Origin of the sequence: Leptolyngbya sp. AN10 (assembly GCF_050565645.1) — a bacterium.
In the GTDB taxonomy this organism is placed as follows: Bacteria; Cyanobacteriota; Cyanobacteriia; order Leptolyngbyales; family Leptolyngbyaceae; genus Leptolyngbya.
Window position 1 is genome coordinate 135,777 of record NZ_JBNXVP010000008.1, and the last position, 21,444, is coordinate 157,220.

The following is a 21,444-nucleotide window of genomic DNA, read 5'->3' on the forward strand; positions in this document are numbered from 1 at the left end:
TGGAGAAACTTATGACATTTGATCCAGTAACGACTGAAGCAGCAATCAACAATGATGCGTTATCCCTTCTTGGAACGCAAATTGGTTCCCTGCGAAATGATAGTCTACAAGGCACTGCTGAAGCTGATGTGCTGGTTGGTAATGGAGGGCGCGATCGACTTTTGGGCGATCAAGGAAATGATGTGCTAGTGTCTGGTGATCCAGTAGCACAAAGCCCAACTGCTCCTCAACAATTTGGAGGAGATGAGCAAACCGAAACCTTTATCCTTCGACAAGAAGCAGGTCAACCCGTCTTGGAGCGCACGACTCCTAATCCAATAATTCAGCCAATTCAAGACTTAGAGCAATTTACGCTTCAGGCAAGCGGTGGAGATGATTCATTGACGATCGGAGATCTAACTGGAACAACCCTCAGATCCATTCGATTGCAGGGAGGGGATGGCAAGGATTCGCTGAATGGGAATGGAGCCAGCATTCCGATTGTGGCGCAGGGCGACGAAAATGACGATTCGCTGATTGGTGGAATTAGCGATGATACATTGGATGGCGGTAACGGTCAGGATAGCTTGGTCGGTGGCAAAGGTGCGGATAGATTGCTAGGAGGGTTAGAAAACGATTTTTTCACTTGGAATCCTGGCGATGGCTCAGACCAAATTTCAGGTGGTGCAGGCAGCGATACTTCCGTAGTCAATACCGCTCCGGAGGACGAACTATTCTCGATCAGGCAAGACGGGCAGAATATACGCCTCGATCGCTTCACTCAAACTCCCTTCAGCATGAATTATCAAGAAGTTGAGCGTGTTGAACTGAATGCAAGTGGTGGCAATGATATTTTGATTGCCGATCGCCTTCTTGATCCCAACATCCGTGAATTGGTATTTCTGGGCGGTGAAGGCAATGATATTGCTGTAGGAAGTAGCAGTGATAAGTCGTTAATTGCGCGGGGTGAGCTTGGCGATGATCTGCTGCTGGGTGGTTCGAGTGATGATGTGTTGAGCGGTGGCGGCGGCAGCGATCGCTTACTTGGTGGTGCAGGGGCAAATCAATTCGTCTTTAGTTCTGGTCAGCCTTTTGCAGCAGCAGATCTTGGCATCGATACGATCGTAGACTTTAAGCCTGGGACTGACAAAATTAGTCTAGATCCCACTACATTTGCGGCATTAGCTGGTTCACAAGTTCAAGGCGCGATTCCAGAGACGGCATTAGCGAATGTCTCTACAGACGAAGATGCAGCAACCAGTGAGGCAATCATTGTTCAAAGCCAAAGCGGGAAACTATTCTATAACTCGAATGGAGCCGAAGCAGGATTTGGAAATGGCGCTCAGTTTGCTGAGTTGCTGGGTGGAGCCACGCTCACAACAAATGATTTGATCCTGCAAGCCTAAGCCGATAGTCGTTTCTGGGGTGTTTAGCGCACCCCATTTTCTATTCAAACGTTGTGGCAAAAATCGCAATGGAGAGTCCAATTCAACAGCCGGAATTTCAAGTCCCCGATCGCGAAGCTGACGATTTATGGCAGAGTAGTCAATCGTTTGGTAGCCCGTGGTCAAGATGGAATGCGTACCTCAACTCGTTGAGCCTTTCTATTGTTTTACCGTGGCTGAAAGCAGAGTATGGCGTGAACTCAGTGACCGTTTTTCAAGATTGGGAACACATGACAGGAAGTGCGATAAAAGTCGTGAACTCCTCTGGCACATTGCAGCAGAAGTGGTTGATTCTGATTCCCAGTGCTGCCATCGATCGAGATGAACTACGAGTGCCTGAACGATGGATCAAAACTCCGAATCAGATCGGTGATTACTATTTGGCGGCTTCTGTTAATCCAGATGAATTGAACGTTTGTCTGTGGGCTTATACTACACGGATGGAGCTAGAACAGAAGAGTGTGTTTGATGAATGCGATCGCGCTTACAGTATCGCTGCTGAAGACCTGTTTCAAGATTTGCATGTGTTATGGGTGTCGGAGCAGTTTCGATTGCAGGAGCGATCGCGATTAATTTAGTTGTAAATTGAAATACCGCTATCAGGAGCGCCCACTTAGAATTCTTCCTCAAGTCAGCACTGTCAGATGCCCATCTATCTCTATCAATTGGTTTTGAGTATTACCGAAGAGCGCTAGCGATTGAGCATAAACAATTTGCGATTGAATCAACACAAAGATTCCACGTGAATCTTGGCATTTCTGTTGTCGTTGATAGTCCCATTAACAAAAAAATAGGCTCTAACTCAGGGCTACCGATATGTGCTGCACCAATTCGTAGTTCGTTTAAACCAACTAAAGGAGCTGTAATTGATCGGGCTTGCGCTTCGGTTAACCCTTTAGCCATCAAAATTTTCTCTAAAAGCTTTATCTGTCTTAGATTTTTGTCTAATGTTCCGCCTAATGTATTCAAAGTTTGCCGGAGTGGGTCAATCTGCATCGTTTCAATAATCCATCCATAAAGAATCTTTGCAAGGTCAAGCACTTCCGTGAATTGGTGCGTGATAACTCCTACACTTAATCTACGCAAATCTTGCTGGCTTGGCTCCATGTCGTTGAATAAATCAGCAGAAATTTGCTTCTGGAAACTTTCATTCAGTTGAGATCGAGCATCTCGAACTAAATCAATCACCCCAGGCGAGTAAGGCGGATTCTGCTGCATTCTTGTCTGAAATAGTTCTTCGCAAATTTCGCCACTTGGTAACGAAGAAAATGATGCCCAATATGCTTGTTCGGAAAGACTTAAATTAGCAATATCAGGAGCAAAAGCAGTTACTAACCCTTGAGAATTAATTCCCACATCAATCGTATCTACATTGCTAGGTAGAGAAATGATGCCCCAGTTCCGCATATGGAAAAACATCCTGTAGCCGGAAACTTGCAGAAATTTTTGCAGAACTTCTGGACGGAAATACAAGTATCCAAACTTTCCAATTCCACTTTGAATGTAGTTTCCAATATAAGTATTTTGAGGCAAAGATTTTCTCTTTCCTTCATCGTTGACTATGAAGCTTGGTCGCTCTGATTCTTCTACTGCTAAATCTCCAAAATAGTGCCAAGGACTGCGCTCAAATTTGGGTCTATCGTAAGGCTCAATAACAAAATTGCGGCGCAGGATGGATCTTCCGCGAAAACAAGCATGATGGGTAAATTCAGGAGGATGTATATTTGTTGAAATCCAGGTGAATTCTTCAATCTGTTTATCTTCTATTTCCTCAAGCTCCAATTCTTCTGCTGTTGCTGCGTTTGCAAAACGGTCAGCAGTTAGAGAGATTAATAACCCCATACCTAAAGCCGCTAGAAAATCTCGCAAATAATCGCGATGAATAATCACCCTGGCTGTGGGATCATAAAATTCATGAGAATCAAGATTAGTTTCAGCGACTAGAATGTTATCGATTGGATGATAGTACCGCGAGGAATTTCTCAGTTGCAAGGCATGATAAGTGGTAAAGTCGCGGCTCAGATCAACTGTGAAATCTTGACTGATTGGATGCTTGCGTAATTGAGCTAACGCATGAAGATGAATTTCTCCATATTGCGAATAGTCACCAAAATTGAATTGATCCTCAGAGTCCCAACCCGTCTCAAAAGTTAAGTAGGAAGGTGACATAATCTCAGTAGCAGCCTTATTTAGTTGGTTAGCTGGGACAAGAGCAGAGTGAATCAGCCATTCTTCACGCCGCCAATTTGGAGAGTCAAATTCACCCATCTCATCCCGCCAAAATCTCTCAACAGTGAACATTGTGCCAACAGTGGGATTACAAGAAGGGTTTTCTCTGTCCGAATACCGAAACCAATCATATCTCTTCATAAAGCCTGACCTGAAAAATCTCACTCTATCAGACTAAAACGTAGATTGATTGTTGAAGCAAGACCTGCATTTGGAAAATTTATGCCTCAGCCTCTATTGTTTTGTATGGATATGCAATACAAGTCAATACATACCCTGCCTCTTGTTCTGCGGGTGTCAGTCCATCTGGAGTTGCTTGATACTTCACCTGCCCTTTCACTCGTTTTTTGCAGCCCCCGCAAACTCCCACTCCGCACCCACGCACGATCGTTGAAATACCAGCTTGCTCTGCGATCGCTAAAATTGACTGTTCTGGGTGAGCGATCGCTTCTCGCTTCGATTCAGTAAAATACACGATCACTTGTGCCTGCGACTGCCGCCCATTCTGAGTTGGATCTGGTGGCACATCCGCAGGCAGTTCATCTTGCTTATAAAAGTCAAGCCCAATCTCATCTGCTGCTTCGGATACCGCTTCAGTCGCCAATTTTGCTGTAGGTCTGTTACCAAAACTCTCCTCAAAATACTGCTCCATTGGGAACTGCATGGCTTCAAGAATCTGTTTGATGCTGACCATGAATGATTCTGGACCACACACAAATGTCGATCGCTCGGTCAAGTCCGGAACTAGTTGCTGCAATAGCGCCTCAGAAATCCGTCCGCTTAGTCCCATCCACAGGATTCTAGATTGAGATTGCGTAACCGTCACTACAAGGCGAAAATTCGGCAGTTGCGCGGCGAATAATTCAAGCTCTTGGCGGTAAATAATGTCGCTTGGGGTTTTGCAACTGTAGATTAGCACTACATCAATCTGAGCCGGAGCATCAAATAACCAGCGCAGCATCGACATCATTGGCGTGATGCCGCTTCCTGCTGCAATAAGCAACAGCTTTGACGGCAGTGTTGGCAGACAGCTAAAACTTCCGCGTGCGCCGTCGATCGCTTCTAATGTTTGCCCTACCTCAAAGTAATCATGCAGCCAGTTCGAGACTAAGCCAGGAGGAGAATCGGCTGAGGCTGATAAAACTCGCTTGACGGTAATCGCGATCGCGTGAGGTCGTAGAGGAGAAGATGCGATCGTATATGGTTTGAGAACCCGCTTTCCGTTAATATTGGCTGCGATCGTCACAAATTGACCTGGATAGTACTGGAACCAAACAGGAGGCTCTGCGACAAACCAAAACGTCTTGGTATCGGGTGTTTCATCCATAATCCGAAAACACCTCAACGTTAGGTCTTGAGTCGTCCACAGCGCTGTTTGATCCGATTTAGAAGCAGTTGGCTCTAGTACTGGGTGTCTAATTTCCTCAATTTCTAAAATCGTTTTTCCTAACCGGATGCAGTCTTTCTCCTGGAGCCGATGCTGGACATCCGCCACCAACTTTTGATTGTTGACAAACGTACCGTTTCGGCTCCCAGCATCGATCAGGTAAAACTCATTCTCGATTAACTGAATCTTGGCGTGAACCTTGCTAATTTCGGGTTGCTCCAGAATCAAATCACACACTTCCAAACGACCCAGGAGCCATTCGCTTTTATCTGCTAAGGTATGTTGACCGAATTGCTGTGTTTCAAAGTTGGCGGATTGAATTTTGAGCATGAAATTTTTGTGCTAACTCTCAGCTATTGTTTTCTTAACGGTTGCGTTTGTAGTGGGATAGTTTGCTGCGACGATGTTCTCGTTGCGATCGTCGGACTAGAAGCCGAAGATCTTGATTTTGGACGAGGTGCGAGTAGATCAGGATGAGTCTGAGCAATCGTTTGAATTGCTTCAAAGTGATCGCTCTCAATCAGTTGTAAATCCTGACGAAGTTTACTGAAGAATGGTAAGCTGTTCTCGACTTGAACAAGTTGCTGCTCTAGCGCGTCCTTGAGAACGCCACTATAAGCCCGAAGCCGAGCTTGACGCGAGAGTGTGGGTAAAACCTTGACGAGGGTGTATACTTCGTCGGCACTGAGTTGATCCAAAGATCGACCATTTAGCCATTCTGGAGGGAAATCCATTTGGCTCAGTTGCTTGCGTAAACTGGTTGCAACTTGTTCACGATCGTATTGACTCCGGTTGCGCCGAAATGTCCGAACTAGCCAGATTGAAGCCACGGCGACCAACAGTGCATTAAAGCTCCAATACAAGCCTGAAGGAAGCAAATTAATCCAAGGTCGTCCCCCAAATGAGAAGAACGCAGCGAATGAAACGACAGTTGCGATCGTAAAAACTTGATGTCGAGCCTGTTCTACTGCTTGCGAGGATGCAATCTTTTGCTTAGTCAGAATTCGTTTGTAGTTCCATCGTTCGATCGAGTGGAAAATGACAAAACTAATGAGAATGCAAAACGCGAAGGTTAGGTAAACGGCGAAAAGTTTAGGAATAAGAATGGCGTGTCCTTGGATGAAAAATCCAGCATCCCAGATCTTAGAACTTTGATCTTCTTCTCGGCTCCAAGCTCCAGTGAAGTAGTACGCCCAACTGCCAGAATACAAGTAGTAATAGGTGTAGAAAGCAATCACGACACCGGGGTAGCCGTACTGCACCAACTGTCGTCCGGGTTGGAATAAGTCACTCCAATAAGCTTGTTCGGCATCAATATCGATGCAGGCAGATTTGCAGCCGATGCAATTACTTTGTTCGTGTCCATTCTCGATAGTGCGGCACATCGATTGAGTAACTGCGGGTTTTGCTTGTAGATGCGCCTGTGATCCTAAAAGCCCTCGCGGTCCTGTGAACACTTGCTGAACGGGTGACATGGGGCAGAAGTATTGACACCAGCTTTTTCCTGCATAGAGATAGCCGACCGCGATCGCGATCAAAATCGCAATCACCAAGAAGCTGCCTAGAACTCTGCGATCGCCATTGAGCCAGAGCAGTCTTGCACCGACTGCGATCGTAAACACACTAAACTGCACGTACAGCCGATTTCTTCCCAGCCAGGAATTCGCTCGAATGGTGACTAAATCGTGTCGCACGGCTCTGGTGACTGGATCGATGCTCTTACGCCTGCGCTGGATGCCTAAAGCGCGAGGAATTTGTGAGAAAAACGATAGTGGGCAAATGCGCCGCCAGAACTCGTGTCCAAATACGAAAATGATAAAAATTCCCGCAGGGACAATGACTGCCCACCAAAGAAAAGCGCCAAGCGCAAAAGGCTGCATTGGCAAGCACTCGCCTTGAATTGCAGGACATCGAGCCGGATCAAGATAAATCTCAGGTCGCAATCTGAGTGGGTTCAGAGTATTGTTTGGGTTGCTCCACGATCGCGTAATCGGATCAAAAAATAGCGAGGCAATTAGGATCGACCAGCCGATCGCGAGAATCCAATTGACGCGACGCATTCTATGTTCTGAAACTTGCTGCAACATAAATCAAATTGCTATTTGCCAAATTTTAAGGGACTGGTCGGAGTCGGACTGAATAACATAGCGGGCATCTGCGCTCAGTTGAACTGTGCCGTCTAGCTGGGTAATCGTTTGGATTGGTCGCCCAGATCGGGCATTCCAAACGCGAATCTCGCCGTTACGGTGTGTTGTGATTAATCGATCGCCTGGAAGTGGTGCGATCGTCGTTACCTGACTCGGTAGAATACTTGCTAACTCAGCCGTTTCAAGATTCCAAATGAAAGTTTGATCGGTATCAGTGCTATAAAGCCAGCGCTGGTCTGGACTGACTTGGGCAGCTTGAACGGGGCGCGTGTGACCAGCAAGCACTTGCTGCAAAGCTTTCGTTTCTAAATTCCAAATTTTTAATCGCTGATCAGACGAACAATGCACAGAAATGCCAGCATCAGGATCAACATTTAACGTTGCATCCTTTAGCTTCTGTTGGTCGGCTGGTTTCACTTTTCGTCCGGTGGCGAGTTCCCAAACTGCTGTTTGACTTGCTCCACTGCTAAAGACCCAGTTTCCATTACGACTCACTATCAGCTTAGAAATGGGTCCACGATGGGCAGACCACGATCGAATCATTTTGCCATTGACTAACGAATGAACTTGAATTTTTCCCTCGCTAGTTCCAACGATCAGATGATTATCGGGCGTAATAGCGACTTGAGGTGTCACTTGGCTTTTCTCTGAATCTGCTAGTGAAACCTGTTGTACGAGTTGAAGCTTGGCTTCTGAATTAGAGGCATTTTGAGCAATTCCTTCAGCGCTAATCGCACGATGAATCTGTGGAATCAATGGAACTCCGATCATAATTCCGATCGCTGCTGTGATTGATATGGTAGCTTCCAGCGATCGCTCTAAAGTTGCAATTCGTGTTTGCCAGAGCAATTGCTTTAAGAACTGATTATTACTGATATGAGCCGCGAAACTCGCAATTTTTCTTGGAATCTGCGATTGGGTTTGAGTCACTTCAGAAGACTGCTGCAACTCTACTAAGACATCGGACGCGGATTGATAGCGATCGCTCACTCGAATCTTGACCAACCGATCCAAAATAGCGATAAGGCGCGGATCGATCGCTGCTTTCAGGTAATTATGCCAATCGACCGAATCGCCCGTAGTATTTGGACGAAGCTGAGTTGGCTCAATCCCAGTCAGAAGGTGAATCGCGCATACACCCAGAGCATATAGATCGCTGCTAAAGACTGAGTTTCCATTTTGCTGCTCGATCGGGCAGTAGCCAGGTGTTCCAAATCTGACTGCTGGTTGGGTATCCGCAGTGGTTTGAACAGCAGTACCAAAATCAATTAGCACAATCTTGCCATCTGTGTGTCTGCGAATCAGATTGCTAAGCTTAATGTCTTGATGAATGACATAATGGGCGTGAATAAATTTCAGCACCGAAAGCACGTCTTCTAGAAGCGACAGGATTGCGTCTGCTGTTAGTATCTGTGCGCCGCGATCAAGCGGTTCTCCATCAATGTAGTCCATGACGAGACAAATTTGATGTTCATCCTCGATGTAAGCGAGTAGCCACGGAACTTGATCATGCACTCGTCCCAGTCGATGCAAAATTTCAGCTTCATGCTGGGTTTTTTGCCGCAGAGATAGGGCTAACTCATTGTCTGGTTGATCTAATGGTACACATTTCACTACACAGAGCGGATACTGTGGAGAAAAGCGATCGCGTGCTAGGTAAGTTGTGCTAAATCCACCTTTTTCAAGTTTATTGACGATCAAGTAACGATCGATCAGTAGTTGCCCAATCATGATGAATAAAGCCGATTGGAGAACATTAGACAGCCTGTGCTGTGTCTAGCTCAACTCGAACTTCACCAACGGGATGGATGGTGGAATGCTCGTTGATATACAAGTTATTCGCGAGAAGTGCTGCTTGAGTTTCAGGATTAAGCTCGAATTGAGCAGATACGCTTCCAGATTTGCCGTCCGCGTTTGGCTCAACCGTGAAATATTTTTCAACTGTTGCATCAGCAGTGCCTTCTTGACCAAAGTGGGCATGAAATCCAGAAAGTGGATTGCCCTCATCATCTTGAGGCACTTTCTTGAAATTCTCGATTAGTTGCTTGGGGTCAGCACCATTTGGAATGACAGCATCTGGCGCGAGATCTTGAACGCCATCGCTGAATAGCGGCTTTCCTTGAAAGTCCTGAAATGTTCCGTTAACGGAAAGTGTTCCATCCTGAAGCTCAAGGTCGAGTTGAGAAGTGCCAGGGCTATCATTCGGAAATGGAAACTCTCCTGGTCCCGTTCCCGTTACTGTGTCGAAGGAGAAAGAATCGTCTCCAGCATAGAGGAAAGTATTCTCACTGCCGCCGATCAAGCGATCGCGATTCAGTGTTCCTTCGAGAGCTTGCATTTGACCATCATTGGTGTGCTGAAAATCAGGAGCATCCGCAGGTTTTTCATGATTGTGGTTGGCATCTGCTCCTACTGTTGTTTCAAGCTGCGCGGTGGTGTCCGATGCTTGGATTGATGAGCCTTGAGAGGTGGATTGATGAGAATCGTGCGTTGAAGTCGTCGCGATCGTAGATACCGCAATCTCAGACGAGTTGTTTCCTGCTGTGTGATCGAAATGAGTCGCGTCAGTAGCCATAGTTCCTCCATTGTATCTGGTATGAGCTAATTTTCGTTTCTAATCGCATTTCAATTAAGCTTGAAAGCCTTGTTATGCTGATTTTTCGGAGCTTTGAGTCTGCTGTGAAGCAAAGAGTTGCGTGTCCTTGCTTAAATCGCTTAACTGTTGAGGATCAACGTTGGCAAAGTTCCGTTCGGAAAGCTCCTGTGCATCAACGAAGGTAAGAGAGGCAACAACGTGATTTCCTCCAGCTTGATCGATTAAAACGGCATTATTTTCGCTATCTAAGGGTTGATCGATTCCAGCTTTGGTTGCGTTCTTACCTTGTCCTAGCAAAAGATTCTCGGCTGTTAAATCTCCAGTTAATCCAAATTGATCTTGATTTGGATCAAAGTCGAAAATCCGGTCTGTTGTTTCTACACCGAGAATAATTAGATCTCTGCCGTCACTTGTTGTAATGGTGTTAAATCCGCCACCATTGCCCACAATGATATCGTTACCGCCAGCCCCGATAACGGTGTTGTCTCCACCACCGGGGTCAAGGAAATCACCATCATTGCCTAATCGATCGGCTAAGTCCGGTTCGGTCTGAATAGCATTAGGGTCAAGCGTTTTGGTGTTCTCAAGCTGGCTTGGATCAATGTGCAAAAAATTCTCGTCAACTTCGGAGGGTGAGAGGGTTTGATCCAGTGAATCCTGTGTGTCTGAGCTACCAGAATTTGAGTTTGTCACAGAGCCTTGCCCAGTTGACGACTCTAAGCTCTGGTCGAGAGCTTTATTCACATCAGAGTGGTGAATTGAGGAGCCTTGCGAATCGCCTAGCGAAGCTTGCGAGGTGGAATGGGCTTCAACGACTCCAAAAGAATGCTGCGAATCATGATGTTCAGCGATCGTGCTGACACTAGAAGATGTACTCATAGTACGGTTCCTTACAAGCGGGAATTTCGTGAGTGGATTGAATACTGCATGTAATTCTGATCTGCGGACTGGCTAACAAGTTTAATGCCCAGGAAAAAGCATTTCCTGAATCGATCGCTTTCTTGCAGTTCAGTCTTTATTCTTAACTCAATACCTTCAACTAAAGCACTGAATGCACGGTTGCTAATCTAACGTAGGGTGGAGTTCGTCATCTAACTTTCAAAGAAGGAAAGTTTGACGGTCTTTCTAAAAGTTTAGTTTGGTGAAAGTTGCAATGTTGAGTTTCACCAAACTATAATTTGAGCAAGCCCGCATTCAAGTTCTCTAATTTTCATTCTGTGAGCGAGGAAACTTCACCAAATCTAGATGTCCAACTTCCACCTGAGTCGGCTCGTGAATTCGATCCGCGAGTCGCTGCGCGTAACTATATCTTGCACTACTACGCGGATACTCAATCTACGATCGTCGATCAGTTTCTTGAAATTTCGAGTCTGGCTGGATTGCTTCAAATCGACTTGGCGCACCACTTTCAACTCCTGGAGCATCCTTATATCGTCGATCGACTACAACAGTCTCAGCAGAGTATATCCTTAGAGACAGCAGTTCTGCCCCTTCAGCAGCGCCCACCCGTGCAGTTTACTCAATTGCTGAACGTGCAAGCGACTCCTGCTCAAGCCGCGATCGCGCAAGCACTCTACCAAAACTACCAGCAATGGAGCGACACATCGATTAGCCAACAAGCCGAAGCCTATATTGGCGAAGCACAGCGACAGATTTCGGATTCGGATCGACCCGCGATCGCAACTCAGATCTGGCAGCGATGGCATCGCGATACGAAATTGGTTCATAATGCCCTCGCTCCCCCAGATTTACAGATGGCAAGGCTCATCTTTCTAAGTTTCAAGGACATTATTCAAACTCATCTTCAGACCCTACAGTTTACGAAACTCAAGATCGGCGGTCTACAGTCATTCGCGCTGGATTTATCAAAATCCGTTTCAGTTCAAGTTGGCTACGACTCAAACCGCGATCCGCCGAAGAAAAGATGGCTCTGGATTGCAGGACAGAAATTTGGGTATTTGACGGCAGAATCTCCGCAGCTTCCAGTTGGGGCAAGCGCGATCGCAACCGTTGACGTGCTAGATAATCCCCACATCATTGCTCAAACAATGGATGGCTTAACTCTATCGATTCGGACGCATGACCCAATTTCACCAAGTCACGAACTGCTCCCGCTCGAAATTGTTGATCACTCCTCATCCACTGAAAAACCGCTTTGGTCAGTTAAGCTCAATGGTCAAATCGTAGGAATTTTGAGTCGTTCCACCCTCAAAAGCCTCAGAGCGCAAAATCAGCTTTATCCAGGTAAAACCTTTTGGGTCACGGTTGAACGGCAACCTCCTAAAACGGCTTGGATCAATCTTGACCCGAATCATATTGTGTATCCGACGATCTAATGTTGTACTGAATTTACTCCAGGCTTCTCCAAGTTGTTTACTTTGACATTCACAGTTAGTCAAATGTCTGCAAATTCTTCAACTCTCGCTCCTATTTCAACTCAGATTGTCCTGTCAGGCGAAAACCAAAACCAGCAACGGCTCGACGAACTCGCCGCAGAGATTCGATATCGATTGCACAAGTCGGCTCATGAGATTGGCGCGATCGCTCGATGCTTGGTGGAGGCAAAGCAACTCTTCCCACGCGGGCAAAACCAAGCGTTTCTGGATTGGGCAAAACAGAAGACGGGCTTAGAGAAATCAGCAATCTATAACTATCTCAATGTTGAAAAAATGTTTGGTCGGTTTCTAACCGATCATCAAGACTCGCTACAAATCGACCCCACCGCGCTGATCGTCTTGTCTGCCCGCAAAATACCGGAAGCTGCTCGTAAAGAAGCGATCGCGCTTTTGCTAGAGGGGCAATCTGTGACGTATACCTCTGCCAAAGAGATTGTACAGCGACATCAACCTAGTACTTTTGAGAAGCATCAACTAATCGTTGAAGGCTGGGGCACGCTATTTCCGCCCGTAGACGATCAGCCGCTTCAGCTTGTGGATCACGATCAGCAGCGTTATACGTTTGAGTCCTACCAAGATCTTAAAAAGGCGTTCAAAGAATGGCAAAAAGCAGCTTTTGAAATATCATTGGATGAAATACAGTCGCTGCTCTCCCCTCACTGGAGCGTGACTCATCGACCGACTTCGACAGAGCCGTTTCGACTGGAATTGGACTGTTCGATCGTGGAGCCTGCGAAAGTATTATTTGCTAAAAATCCTCGATCGGTCTTCGAGTGGTGGCAGCAAGAAGGACGCGCCAAAACAGAACGGCTCATCACGCATCAGCAAACCTCGTTTGAGATTCAGCAAGCCTGTGATCTGGAGATTACGGATTGTCCAAGCTGTTTGAATTGCGGATGGCATGACGCAAATTATCCGGGCTGCGCTGATGATGAATATTGGTGTGGCTACTATCGAAAGAATTTTAGCTGCGATCGCGCTGAGAAGTTACCTCATGAGTGTGGCAAGTGGCATTTCGAGAGTAAAAATCCTAGACCATTTCAGAAAAACCCAAAACTCAGCTTAGGGAACGCTGACGAGGAGATCAGAATAACTGAAACGGAATCTGATGCTTCAAATCAAACTCAAGCTGTAGATTCACTGGTTACTCATCTTAGTTTGGGTGAAAGTGAGTTTAGCAACATCATACAAACCGTGTCCAAGCTCAATTTTCAGCAACTCCAGCATCTAGAGCAGATTATTCAGCAACGGAAAAATCATGAGATGTCAACAGACGACGTGACGATCAAGGTGAATTCAGCATCAGTAGATTGATTGCGGATCTGAAAGAAGGCGCGATCGACGCATGACTGGTGGCATAAACAGGGGCAAGCTGCGACCGAACGATTTCTAGAGCGACAGACATCGGGGATCGATCAACAGAATTTGCCTACTCAGACGGCTGCGATCGCTCAAGAAGCTGGGATCATGGAGCCGATTGAATCGGTAAGCTGTCTGATCTGTGGATGGAATGACCCAAATTATCACGAATTGCAGCCGTATGAGCTTTGGTGCGGGTATTACCGGGATACGGTCGGTCAAGATAAAGCAGATGTGATGCCTGCTCAGTATCGGAAGTGGCATTCAGTGGATAGTGATGCTCATCCGTTTCAGCATACGCCTCGGTTGGAGAATGGGAAGGTGAGTTCTCAGGCGATCGAGCGGAGAAAGGAAGTGGTTATGATCGCGGCTGAGATCGAGGAAGTGGGGATCAGCGATCAGGAGTTTGCTGTGATGATTAGTAGTATTCCGAAATTGACATCTGTTCCACTCTTGCAGATAGAAAAAGCGATTCGATACTGTAAGTAGAGATTATTTGAAGATGCTTAATTTAGAGATATTAAGTCGTGTGAAGAAACCTGTAGCACAATTTAAACATTTTCTCTGCCTATCGAATGTTGAAAGGAAAATTAAGTTTTGGCACATTTTCCTCTAGCATGAGTTAATACTGAAGAAGTCTTGGGACTCATTAGACAGCAATTGATGATTAATGCCTAACTTGCCTACAACTTAGAATTGGAGTGCTAGTCATGACTGTAATTCACGAGCAATCGGAAATACGCCAGAGAGATTTGCAGTTGTCACGCAAAGCAACTGTGGATTACTTGGATAGCCTAGAAGCGCAAATTTTGAGACACAAGGGTGTGGAACACCCTTTTCTAAACAGGTACCGAACAACGAAGCTTGACTTGAAGAACACGCACAGTCTTTTCCTAGAGTTCTACTATTTCATCTATCACCTGCCCTTCTATATTGCTGGCATGGCGATGAGTACTAGAGATGAAAGAATTCTACGAGAATTGGCTATCAATCTTGTTGAGGAAACTGGTGGAAGACAAAACATCAATGCGAAGTCATCTCGGCGAGAAGAAATGCCTCACCTGGACATCTATAGAAACTTTCTCATGAAGCTGGGGCTTCGTGAAGAGAGTATTGTGTCTTATGGCTGTTTGCAGTCAACAGTAGCAGTTGACGCGGGCATCTGTAAGCTTTACACTCAGCAGCCCATCGAAAAGTCGCTTGGTGCTATGTATGCATTGGAAACAATGTCTGGTTCTATGTGTTCTAAGCTCAATGATGGTTTACAGCATTCTGGTTATGATCGTGCAGAGCGGTTTTTCTTTGAATTGCACTCTATCAGAGAAGAAGGTCATGCGAATGGAGTGTTTAATGCTGTTCAACCTTATCTAGACACTTCCGCAGCGAAGCAGCTCTTTGAATCAGGCATTCAAGAATTCATGTTGTTGATGGAAAACTTTTGGGATGGTGTAGAGTCTATCTGTGGATTTAGCAGCTAGTTGTCATCTGGATTTTTTCGAGAGAGTTATACCTGTGACCCTCTCGAAAAAATCGGTTTTTGACCTTAACGAATGGATCGAATTTGGAAACAGTTATGTCTAAGAAGTTTGTAGCAGTTCTCAACAAAACTGGAGATATTTCTCAGCTATTCAATGCGCTGGGTCATATTACAGCAGGTTTAGCGGGCAGTATTGGTGATTCAAAGCTGTTGTCTCTGATTGACTATAAAGACTCTGAGGGAAATATATACCCTAACATTAGTGAGTATCCTTTCATTGTTCTGAAGGGTAACTCTAACAAAATTAGAGAGTTCAGAATGGCACTAATTCAGAAAGATATGCCATATTCATGTTTCTTGAACACAATGACTCATGGCGGTTCTGATGTCCAAGTCGAGAATACTAGACAGAAGAAATCAGATGATTTAGAGATTCTTGCAGTGGTAACTTTTGGGGAGAAATCAGACATAGATTTACTGACGAAGAAGTTTTCGCTATGGTCTTAAAAGCTTCGAGAGCTAGAATCTAATGGATAAGGTACAGAGGCTACCAGCCGAAAATGAAGAATTCATGAATGGTTACGCTCTTCTTATAGGAGTAGGTTCTGATCTACCTGTGACTGTAAAAGACGCAACGGCGGTGAGGGACATACTCGTGGATTCCCGTCGAGCAGCATACTCACCTGATAAAGTTCATCTTCTGGTAGATGCTATTGCTACAAGAGCTAAAATTCTAGAAAGTCTTGACCTGCTGGCTGTGCAGGTCAATCAGAACCCTGATTCTACGGTAATTATTTACTATTCAGGTCATGGAGGAGTTAGTTCCCGTACTGGTGAATATTTTTTGATACCGTATGACTACAACTCAGGGGATTGGGCTGCCACCTCTGTATCTGGTACCGAGTTTACTAAGAAAATTGAGGCTCTCCAGGTCCGAAAGCTAGTTGTGATTCTGGATTGTTGTCATGCAGGTGGAATACCGCAGATGAAAGGAGACGAGACATTCGTAAAGGCTCCAATTCCTCCAGATCTCTTACACATTCTTGAAGGAAGTAGTGGTCGAGTTGTTGTTGCTTCATCTCATGATAAAGAGTACTCATATACTGGCACCCCATTCAGTGTATTTACTACTTGTCTAATCGAAGCTCTTCAAGGCAGAGCTTCAGTAGTTAGAGATGGCTATGCGCGTATTCTTGATGTGTTAGTGTACCTGTTCGACCAAGTTCCTAAGCGAACTTCCGATTTGCAGCATCCATTCGTCAAAAAGATATTGGATTTAGGTGATAACTTCCCGCTCTGTTATTATGCAGGCGGCAGCAAGTATCTACCAGGTGAATTACAGAGTTTTGAGTCTAATATCTTATTAAAAGAGCCAACACCTTCTCAGCTAGAGCGATTGAAGCAGAAACGTGATGCGCTTTTGGCAGAGTGGAGCAAAAGAACTGAAAAACTCAAAAGACTGCACGCAGACTTAGCTATCGAAGCAGCAACCACAATTAAATTTCAACTAGAGCAACAGCTTATAGAGGAGGAGTTGAAACTTGCTAGGCTTGGTGAAAATTTGGATAACATAGAGAAAATTCTAAATTAGTTTTGAGCAGAAACCACTATGCCATCGCCCCATCACTTGCAGCGTAAACGAGATGAGCTTCAAGAGCATTACGAAGCTCTAACTCAAAAAATAAAACGTCTACGCTCTGCTTATGCGATTGAAGCAGGTGCATCTGTTCGATTTCAGTTGGAGAAGGAGATTGAGAATTCTGAGCTAGAGCGTGATCAAGTTGAGCAAAAAATTGAAGCCTTGGAGAGAGATTTAGATGAATTGACTAGGAAACAAGAAGCTTTAATTGATGTTGTTAAACAAATTTCACGATATGAAATATCAAGTGATATTCCACTTGATATTCAGAATCAACGGGAACGCTTAGAGCAAGAAATTAAAGACTTAGAAACTGATCTTTTCCAATCAGAAGTGGTTGATGATCAAGAGATTGCAGCTATAAGAAAGCCCGAATGTTTTGTGATCATGCCATTTCGAGATCCTTTTAACGATTACTATAAAAACATTATTAAACCAGCAGCAGAATCGGTAGGTTATGAGGTGATCAGAGCTGATGAAGTCTACCACCCAACAGCCTTTATACAAACTATTTGGGACTGTATTTTGAAAGCTGATGTTGTCATTGCTGAAATGACTGGTATGAATCCTAATGTTCTTTATGAGTTAGGGCTTTGCCATGCTATAAATAGAACCGTAATCATGATTACTCAAAAAATTGATGATGTGCCATCAGATCTAAGACATATCAACAATATTAGATACGATACTACGAGAGCTATTTGGGTAGACGACCTAAAAAGAGCAATACAAAGGATGATCTTAAATTTGCCAAGTTTAGTTAACAGATCTTCTTACTTAAAGCCTATTGCTGTTCCAGAAGACAAACTTGACGAATTAAATTCTAGTAATTCCAATCTAAAGACCCAAGTTCAACTGTTGGAGAGCAATCTCAGAAGTTACAAAGAGCTTAATCAGCAATTAAAGCGCAAAACGGTAAGTCTAGAACTGCTTAATCAGAATATGGTGAAGCATCTAAAGGAACAATTTTCTTCACCAGTCAGTATTGTTAGCAGAAATAATGAGCCTGACACATATATTTTGCCCTTAGGAAGTACTGGTCTGACTGTTGAACTTTTAGAGATTTCAGAGGGAGATTTCATTTTCGGAGAAGGTGGTTCTAAGCAAAGGATCTTTCTTCCAAGCTTTTACATTGGGAAGTACTCTATCACTAATACTCAGTTTTGCGCTTTTCTCAATGAGAAAGGTAATCAGATTGAAGGAGGCTCATCATGGATTGATTTATCCGGTGAATCGCCTGCGGATAAATGTCGTATTTTCGAGAATAGTGGCAGGTATCAAGTTGAAGATGGCTTTGAAGACCATCCAGTTACATACGTAAATTGGTACGGAGCAAATTCCTTCTGTCAGTGGGCTGGAGTTGAGCTACCAAGTGATCAGCAGTGGGAAAAAGCTGCTCGTGGAATTGATGGAAGAAGCTACCCGTGGGGAAATGCTCCACCTAATAGTCATCTTACAAATTACAATGAGGATGGATGGTCACGTGACATTAGCCCCAAGCCCGTTAATCAGTATGAAGCAGGTAGAAGTCCCTTCGGTTGCTATCAAATGATAGGCAATGTCTGGCATTGGACTTCTACTTTCTGGACAGATGGAGAAGTTCAAGCGGTTCGCGGAGGGTCTTTCTTTGATTATCGGGTTGGGAATAGAAGTGTCTACAGATTCGTTGTGCAGCCTAATGGACCGGATTTTTCTCAAAGCTTTGTCGTCTGCAAAAGATGGCTCACATGAATCAAGGCGACTTCTATTAAAAGATTTACCCAGGCTTTAGAATAGTCCTAGTTCTCTTACAAATCTAGGAGCAATCGGGTGAACAGCGTCAATGAGCAGGAACAATCCCTCATCCTCATCCCCAACCAAGTTGAGGATCTGCGGTTGGCAGCATCTAAGATGCGTGGGACAGAACGACGGAGCTTTCAGGCAGAGATGACGCTGAAGTATTGTGCGGGGAGCGCCCGGATTGCAGAGCGTGTGTTTGGCTGGGGGCGAGTGAATGTCGAAGTTGGATTAGCAGAACGTCGCAGCGGACTGGTGTGTATCGGCGCACAAGCAGGCAACAGTGGGGCGAAACGCTGGGAAGAAAAGTATCCCGCAGTCGCAGTCGCATTGCAGCAGATCGCGGAAGATCACGCTCAACAAGACCCGACGTTTAAGACCACCATTGCTTACACGCGATTGACAGCGCAAGCGGCGATTGAGCAACTGAGAGCGCAAGGGTTTGGGGAGGAGCAAATACCCGCACCCAGCACGATGGCAGTGGTGTTGAATCGGATGGGCTATCGATTGAAACCCGTGGTCAAGGCAATTCCCCAAAAAAACTGCCAGAAACCGATGCGATCTTCGACAACATCAAAGCGAAAGACCTCATAAGTGACAACGGCAGCATCAAACGATTGAGCCTCGATTGCAAAGCGACGGTGAACATTGGAGAGTACTCGCGTGGCGGGCAAACTAGAGGCAATCCCAACGCACGAGATCACGACATGGGATGCGAGGAGAAGTACATTCCTTGTGGCATCGTTGATGAAGATAGTGGGCAGTTGCATCTCTGCTTTGGCAGTTCGCATAAAACCAGTGATTTTATCGTTGATAGCTTGCAAGCCTGGTGGGAGAGTTTGACCCTCAAGCAACAGAGGCTGACCGAACGCTTGCAGTTGAAAGTTGATAATGGCTCAGAAAGTAGTGGAATTCGCACTCAATTTCTCAAGCGCATGGTCGAATTGCAGACCAGATTGGCGTATCGATTCAACTGCTTTACTATCCGCCCTACCATAGCAAGTACAATCCGATTGAACGCTGTTGGGGCATCCTCGAACAGCATTGGAACGGCACGCAACTAAACAGTGTGCAAACCATGCTGGCTTGGGCAGAAAGTATGACTTGGAAGGGGATTCATCCGACGGTCGCCCTGAACACCCAGACTTATCCAACAGGCGTTTCACTCTCCAAAACAGCAATGCGTGAAATTGAGCGCAGGTTAGAATGCAACCCAGCACTACCGAAATGGGACATCTTAATTCGACCGCTTAACGGGTAAAATCATTGGAGGATATCGCCCAATTACTCCTCATCCAAGTGAAATATCTGAGTTAGCCTGATGCTCACCTAGGTTGAAGGCGATCACACCCCACCGATCTCAACCGCCGTTCCACAAATCCCAAACAATTGCCCCGCTTCGTTATATAAAGGAGCGCGATCGACTAAGCACCAGCGAGGCTGACCGTCCCGTTCAAAGACTTCATCAAAATCAAGCATCTTCCCCGAATTCAAAACCGCTAAATCATGCTGCATTAGTATTTCAGCAATTTTAGGCGAGAAAAGATCGAAGTCGGATTTGCCGCAAATTTCTTGAATCGATCGTCCCACCAACCGAGCAAACGCCTGATTGCAGCTAACGTAGTCTCCTCCCATTCGCTTGAGAAACGCTGCGTATCGAAACTCTGCGCCGATATTCCTGAGTGAGCGATCGACACCCCATCTGTCTTGAAGCTCAATCTGACTCACCAAAAGCGCTGCTTCTAATTGCTTGTGCTGAGTAATGTCCCGAACCAGAATCAGCGCCTCATCCTCTGCTGTCGCTGCCCCATTCAGCTTTGCGTCAATTGCGACCACACGTTCTTCGAGGTAGTAGAGTTGTCCATCTGCGCTCACGGTTTGGTACTCATAGGTTTGAGGTCGGTGGAAGACAAACGATCGTTGAAGGTAAACCATGCGTCGATCGGCAAGTTCTGACCGTAAAACGTCGTAGATGTTGACTCCGACTTGCTCTTTGGGAAATACGATCGCGAATTCTGGATTGCTCGAAATAATTCTGCGGTAAATTCCATCTCTGCCGACACAAACGATATGCTCTGGCAGTGATTTCAATAGTGTATTCGTCCTTCGATGATTTGCTTGTCGAAGCTGTTGAGCGTGTCTGCGCCAAGTGATGTCGGTAAGCGTTCCTGATAAATAGAGCGGTTGCCCATCTTCATCGAACACGACTTCCCCACGACTTTTGATCCACACGATCTGACCATTGCGACGAAAGTAGCGAAACGCAAATTCGTAGGCGGTCATCGTTTGCGATCGCGCCAGCACCTCATCGAACTGAGCGCGATCGTCTGGATGAACAACATTGAGAAAGTCAGAATACGAGGGCAACTGTGCCTCGCCTAGCACCGACTCAAGATTGATTGCCCAACTCGTCTGATCCTGCACATTCAGCCGCCACAGACACATCTGGGAAGCTTGCAGCACTTGAACGATTTCAGAATCGATCGCGCCTGCTTGGTCAAAGGTTTTAGCTGCCATTGACGGCATACAGAATAGGACAAATCCTAAAACTTGTTCCCCTATCTCTTCAGCGATCGGGGTGACTTGCAATGATGCCTCGATCGAGGTTCCGTCTGCTGCCTGTAGATCAGCAATGCCTGTCCACGGATAGCCATTCATCACAATCGATCGAATTTCTTCTGCAACTGTCGAGTTACAAAACAGTGCTTCAAATCCACCTAGCTCATTGATTCCTTCTAGCGAGAACCCGAACAAATGCGTAAACTCAGCCTGAACATAGACAAACGTGCCGTCGCTTGCCTCAACAATACTGACAATCATAGAAAAGCCTACGAAGGTTACTGCTTTGTTGCGTCTTCGATCAACGGCACTGCACCCATAACCAATCTACGAACAAATCGCCTATCCGATTCCATAGCCGAAACTGTTCCACTTTGCTGTGGAATTTCGCGTTTAACTGAACTCTAAAGCGTTAAATTGAGTTGCTCTAAAAAAGTCATGTGAATCGGGTGACT

The 21,444-nt window shown here is 45.6% G+C and carries 16 protein-coding genes and 1 pseudogene; 10 read left to right on the forward strand and 7 right to left on the reverse strand.

The annotated features are described in order from the left end of the window. Positions 1–11 precede the first annotated feature (11 nt). Positions 12–1,385, forward strand: coding sequence for a calcium-binding protein (locus tag ACQ4M5_RS13700; protein ID WP_430676186.1), 1,374 nt, complete (start codon positions 12–14; stop codon positions 1,383–1,385). A gap of 68 nt (positions 1,386–1,453) precedes the next feature. Continuing rightward, positions 1,454–2,002, forward strand: a complete 549-nt coding sequence (locus ACQ4M5_RS13705; RefSeq protein ID WP_430676187.1) for a DUF1822 family protein — start codon at positions 1,454–1,456, stop codon at positions 2,000–2,002. A gap of 100 nt (positions 2,003–2,102) precedes the next feature. On the opposite strand, the gene ACQ4M5_RS13710 is transcribed toward ACQ4M5_RS13705, so the two are convergent. The 6 genes from ACQ4M5_RS13710 to ACQ4M5_RS13735 all read right to left on the reverse strand — a co-directional run bounded on the left by ACQ4M5_RS13710 (position 2,103) and on the right by ACQ4M5_RS13735 (position 10,662). Next, positions 2,103–3,725: a hypothetical protein gene (locus ACQ4M5_RS13710; protein ID WP_430676188.1), complete on the reverse strand. Its 1,623-nt coding sequence runs from the start codon at positions 3,723–3,725 to the stop codon at positions 2,103–2,105. Between the two features lie 148 nt (positions 3,726–3,873). Continuing rightward, the gene (locus ACQ4M5_RS13715; RefSeq protein ID WP_430676189.1) at positions 3,874–5,370 is read right to left on the reverse strand and encodes an FHA domain-containing protein; all 1,497 of its coding nucleotides are present in this window, start codon (positions 5,368–5,370) and stop codon (positions 3,874–3,876) included. Between the two features lie 23 nt (positions 5,371–5,393). After that, positions 5,394–7,127 (reverse strand): 4Fe-4S binding protein, encoded by a 1,734-nt coding sequence (locus tag ACQ4M5_RS13720; RefSeq protein WP_430676190.1) that lies wholly within the window; start codon positions 7,125–7,127, stop codon positions 5,394–5,396. A 3-nt stretch (positions 7,128–7,130) separates the two neighbouring features. Beyond that, positions 7,131–8,918 (reverse strand): protein kinase domain-containing protein, encoded by a 1,788-nt coding sequence (locus ACQ4M5_RS13725; protein WP_430676191.1) that lies wholly within the window; start codon positions 8,916–8,918, stop codon positions 7,131–7,133. Between the two features lie 25 nt (positions 8,919–8,943). Further along, the gene (locus ACQ4M5_RS13730) at positions 8,944–9,762 is read right to left on the reverse strand and encodes a CHRD domain-containing protein (protein ID WP_430676192.1); all 819 of its coding nucleotides are present in this window, start codon (positions 9,760–9,762) and stop codon (positions 8,944–8,946) included. Between the two features lie 72 nt (positions 9,763–9,834). After that, on the reverse strand, positions 9,835–10,662 hold the full coding sequence (locus tag ACQ4M5_RS13735) for a hypothetical protein (RefSeq protein ID WP_430676193.1): 828 nt from the start codon (positions 10,660–10,662) through the stop codon (positions 9,835–9,837). A gap of 338 nt (positions 10,663–11,000) precedes the next feature. Here ACQ4M5_RS13735 and ACQ4M5_RS13740 point away from each other — a divergent pair, with 338 nt between their 5' ends. From ACQ4M5_RS13740 to ACQ4M5_RS13775, 8 genes and pseudogenes are all read left to right on the forward strand, one after another. Next, entirely contained in the window at positions 11,001–12,119 is a 1,119-nt protein-coding gene (locus ACQ4M5_RS13740) for a hypothetical protein (protein ID WP_430676194.1), read from the forward strand. 63 nt (positions 12,120–12,182) lie between these two features. After that, a complete protein-coding gene (locus ACQ4M5_RS13745; RefSeq protein ID WP_430676195.1) occupies positions 12,183–13,493 on the forward strand; it encodes a hypothetical protein in 1,311 nt (436 codons plus the stop codon). 111 nt (positions 13,494–13,604) lie between these two features. Beyond that, entirely contained in the window at positions 13,605–14,027 is a 423-nt protein-coding gene (locus ACQ4M5_RS13750) for a hypothetical protein (RefSeq protein WP_430676196.1), read from the forward strand. Positions 14,028–14,248: 221 nt separating this feature from the next. Beyond that, complete coding sequence (locus ACQ4M5_RS13755) at positions 14,249–15,016, forward strand: iron-containing redox enzyme family protein (RefSeq protein ID WP_430676197.1); 768 nt, start codon at positions 14,249–14,251, stop codon at positions 15,014–15,016. 95 nt (positions 15,017–15,111) lie between these two features. Next, positions 15,112–15,522 (forward strand): DUF2000 domain-containing protein, encoded by a 411-nt coding sequence (locus tag ACQ4M5_RS13760; RefSeq protein ID WP_430676198.1) that lies wholly within the window; start codon positions 15,112–15,114, stop codon positions 15,520–15,522. A gap of 22 nt (positions 15,523–15,544) precedes the next feature. Then, complete coding sequence (locus ACQ4M5_RS13765; RefSeq protein ID WP_430676199.1) at positions 15,545–16,606, forward strand: caspase family protein; 1,062 nt, start codon at positions 15,545–15,547, stop codon at positions 16,604–16,606. 18 nt (positions 16,607–16,624) lie between these two features. Beyond that, entirely contained in the window at positions 16,625–18,385 is a 1,761-nt protein-coding gene (locus ACQ4M5_RS13770) for an SUMF1/EgtB/PvdO family nonheme iron enzyme (RefSeq protein WP_430676200.1), read from the forward strand. A gap of 195 nt (positions 18,386–18,580) precedes the next feature. Then, positions 18,581–19,691 (forward strand): annotated as a pseudogene (locus ACQ4M5_RS13775) (ISAzo13 family transposase). Positions 19,692–19,774: 83 nt separating this feature from the next. On the opposite strand, the gene ACQ4M5_RS13780 reads toward ACQ4M5_RS13775, so the two are convergent. Continuing rightward, complete coding sequence (locus tag ACQ4M5_RS13780) at positions 19,775–21,250, reverse strand: PAS domain S-box protein (protein WP_430676201.1); 1,476 nt, start codon at positions 21,248–21,250, stop codon at positions 19,775–19,777. Positions 21,251–21,444: the final 194 nt, after the last annotated feature.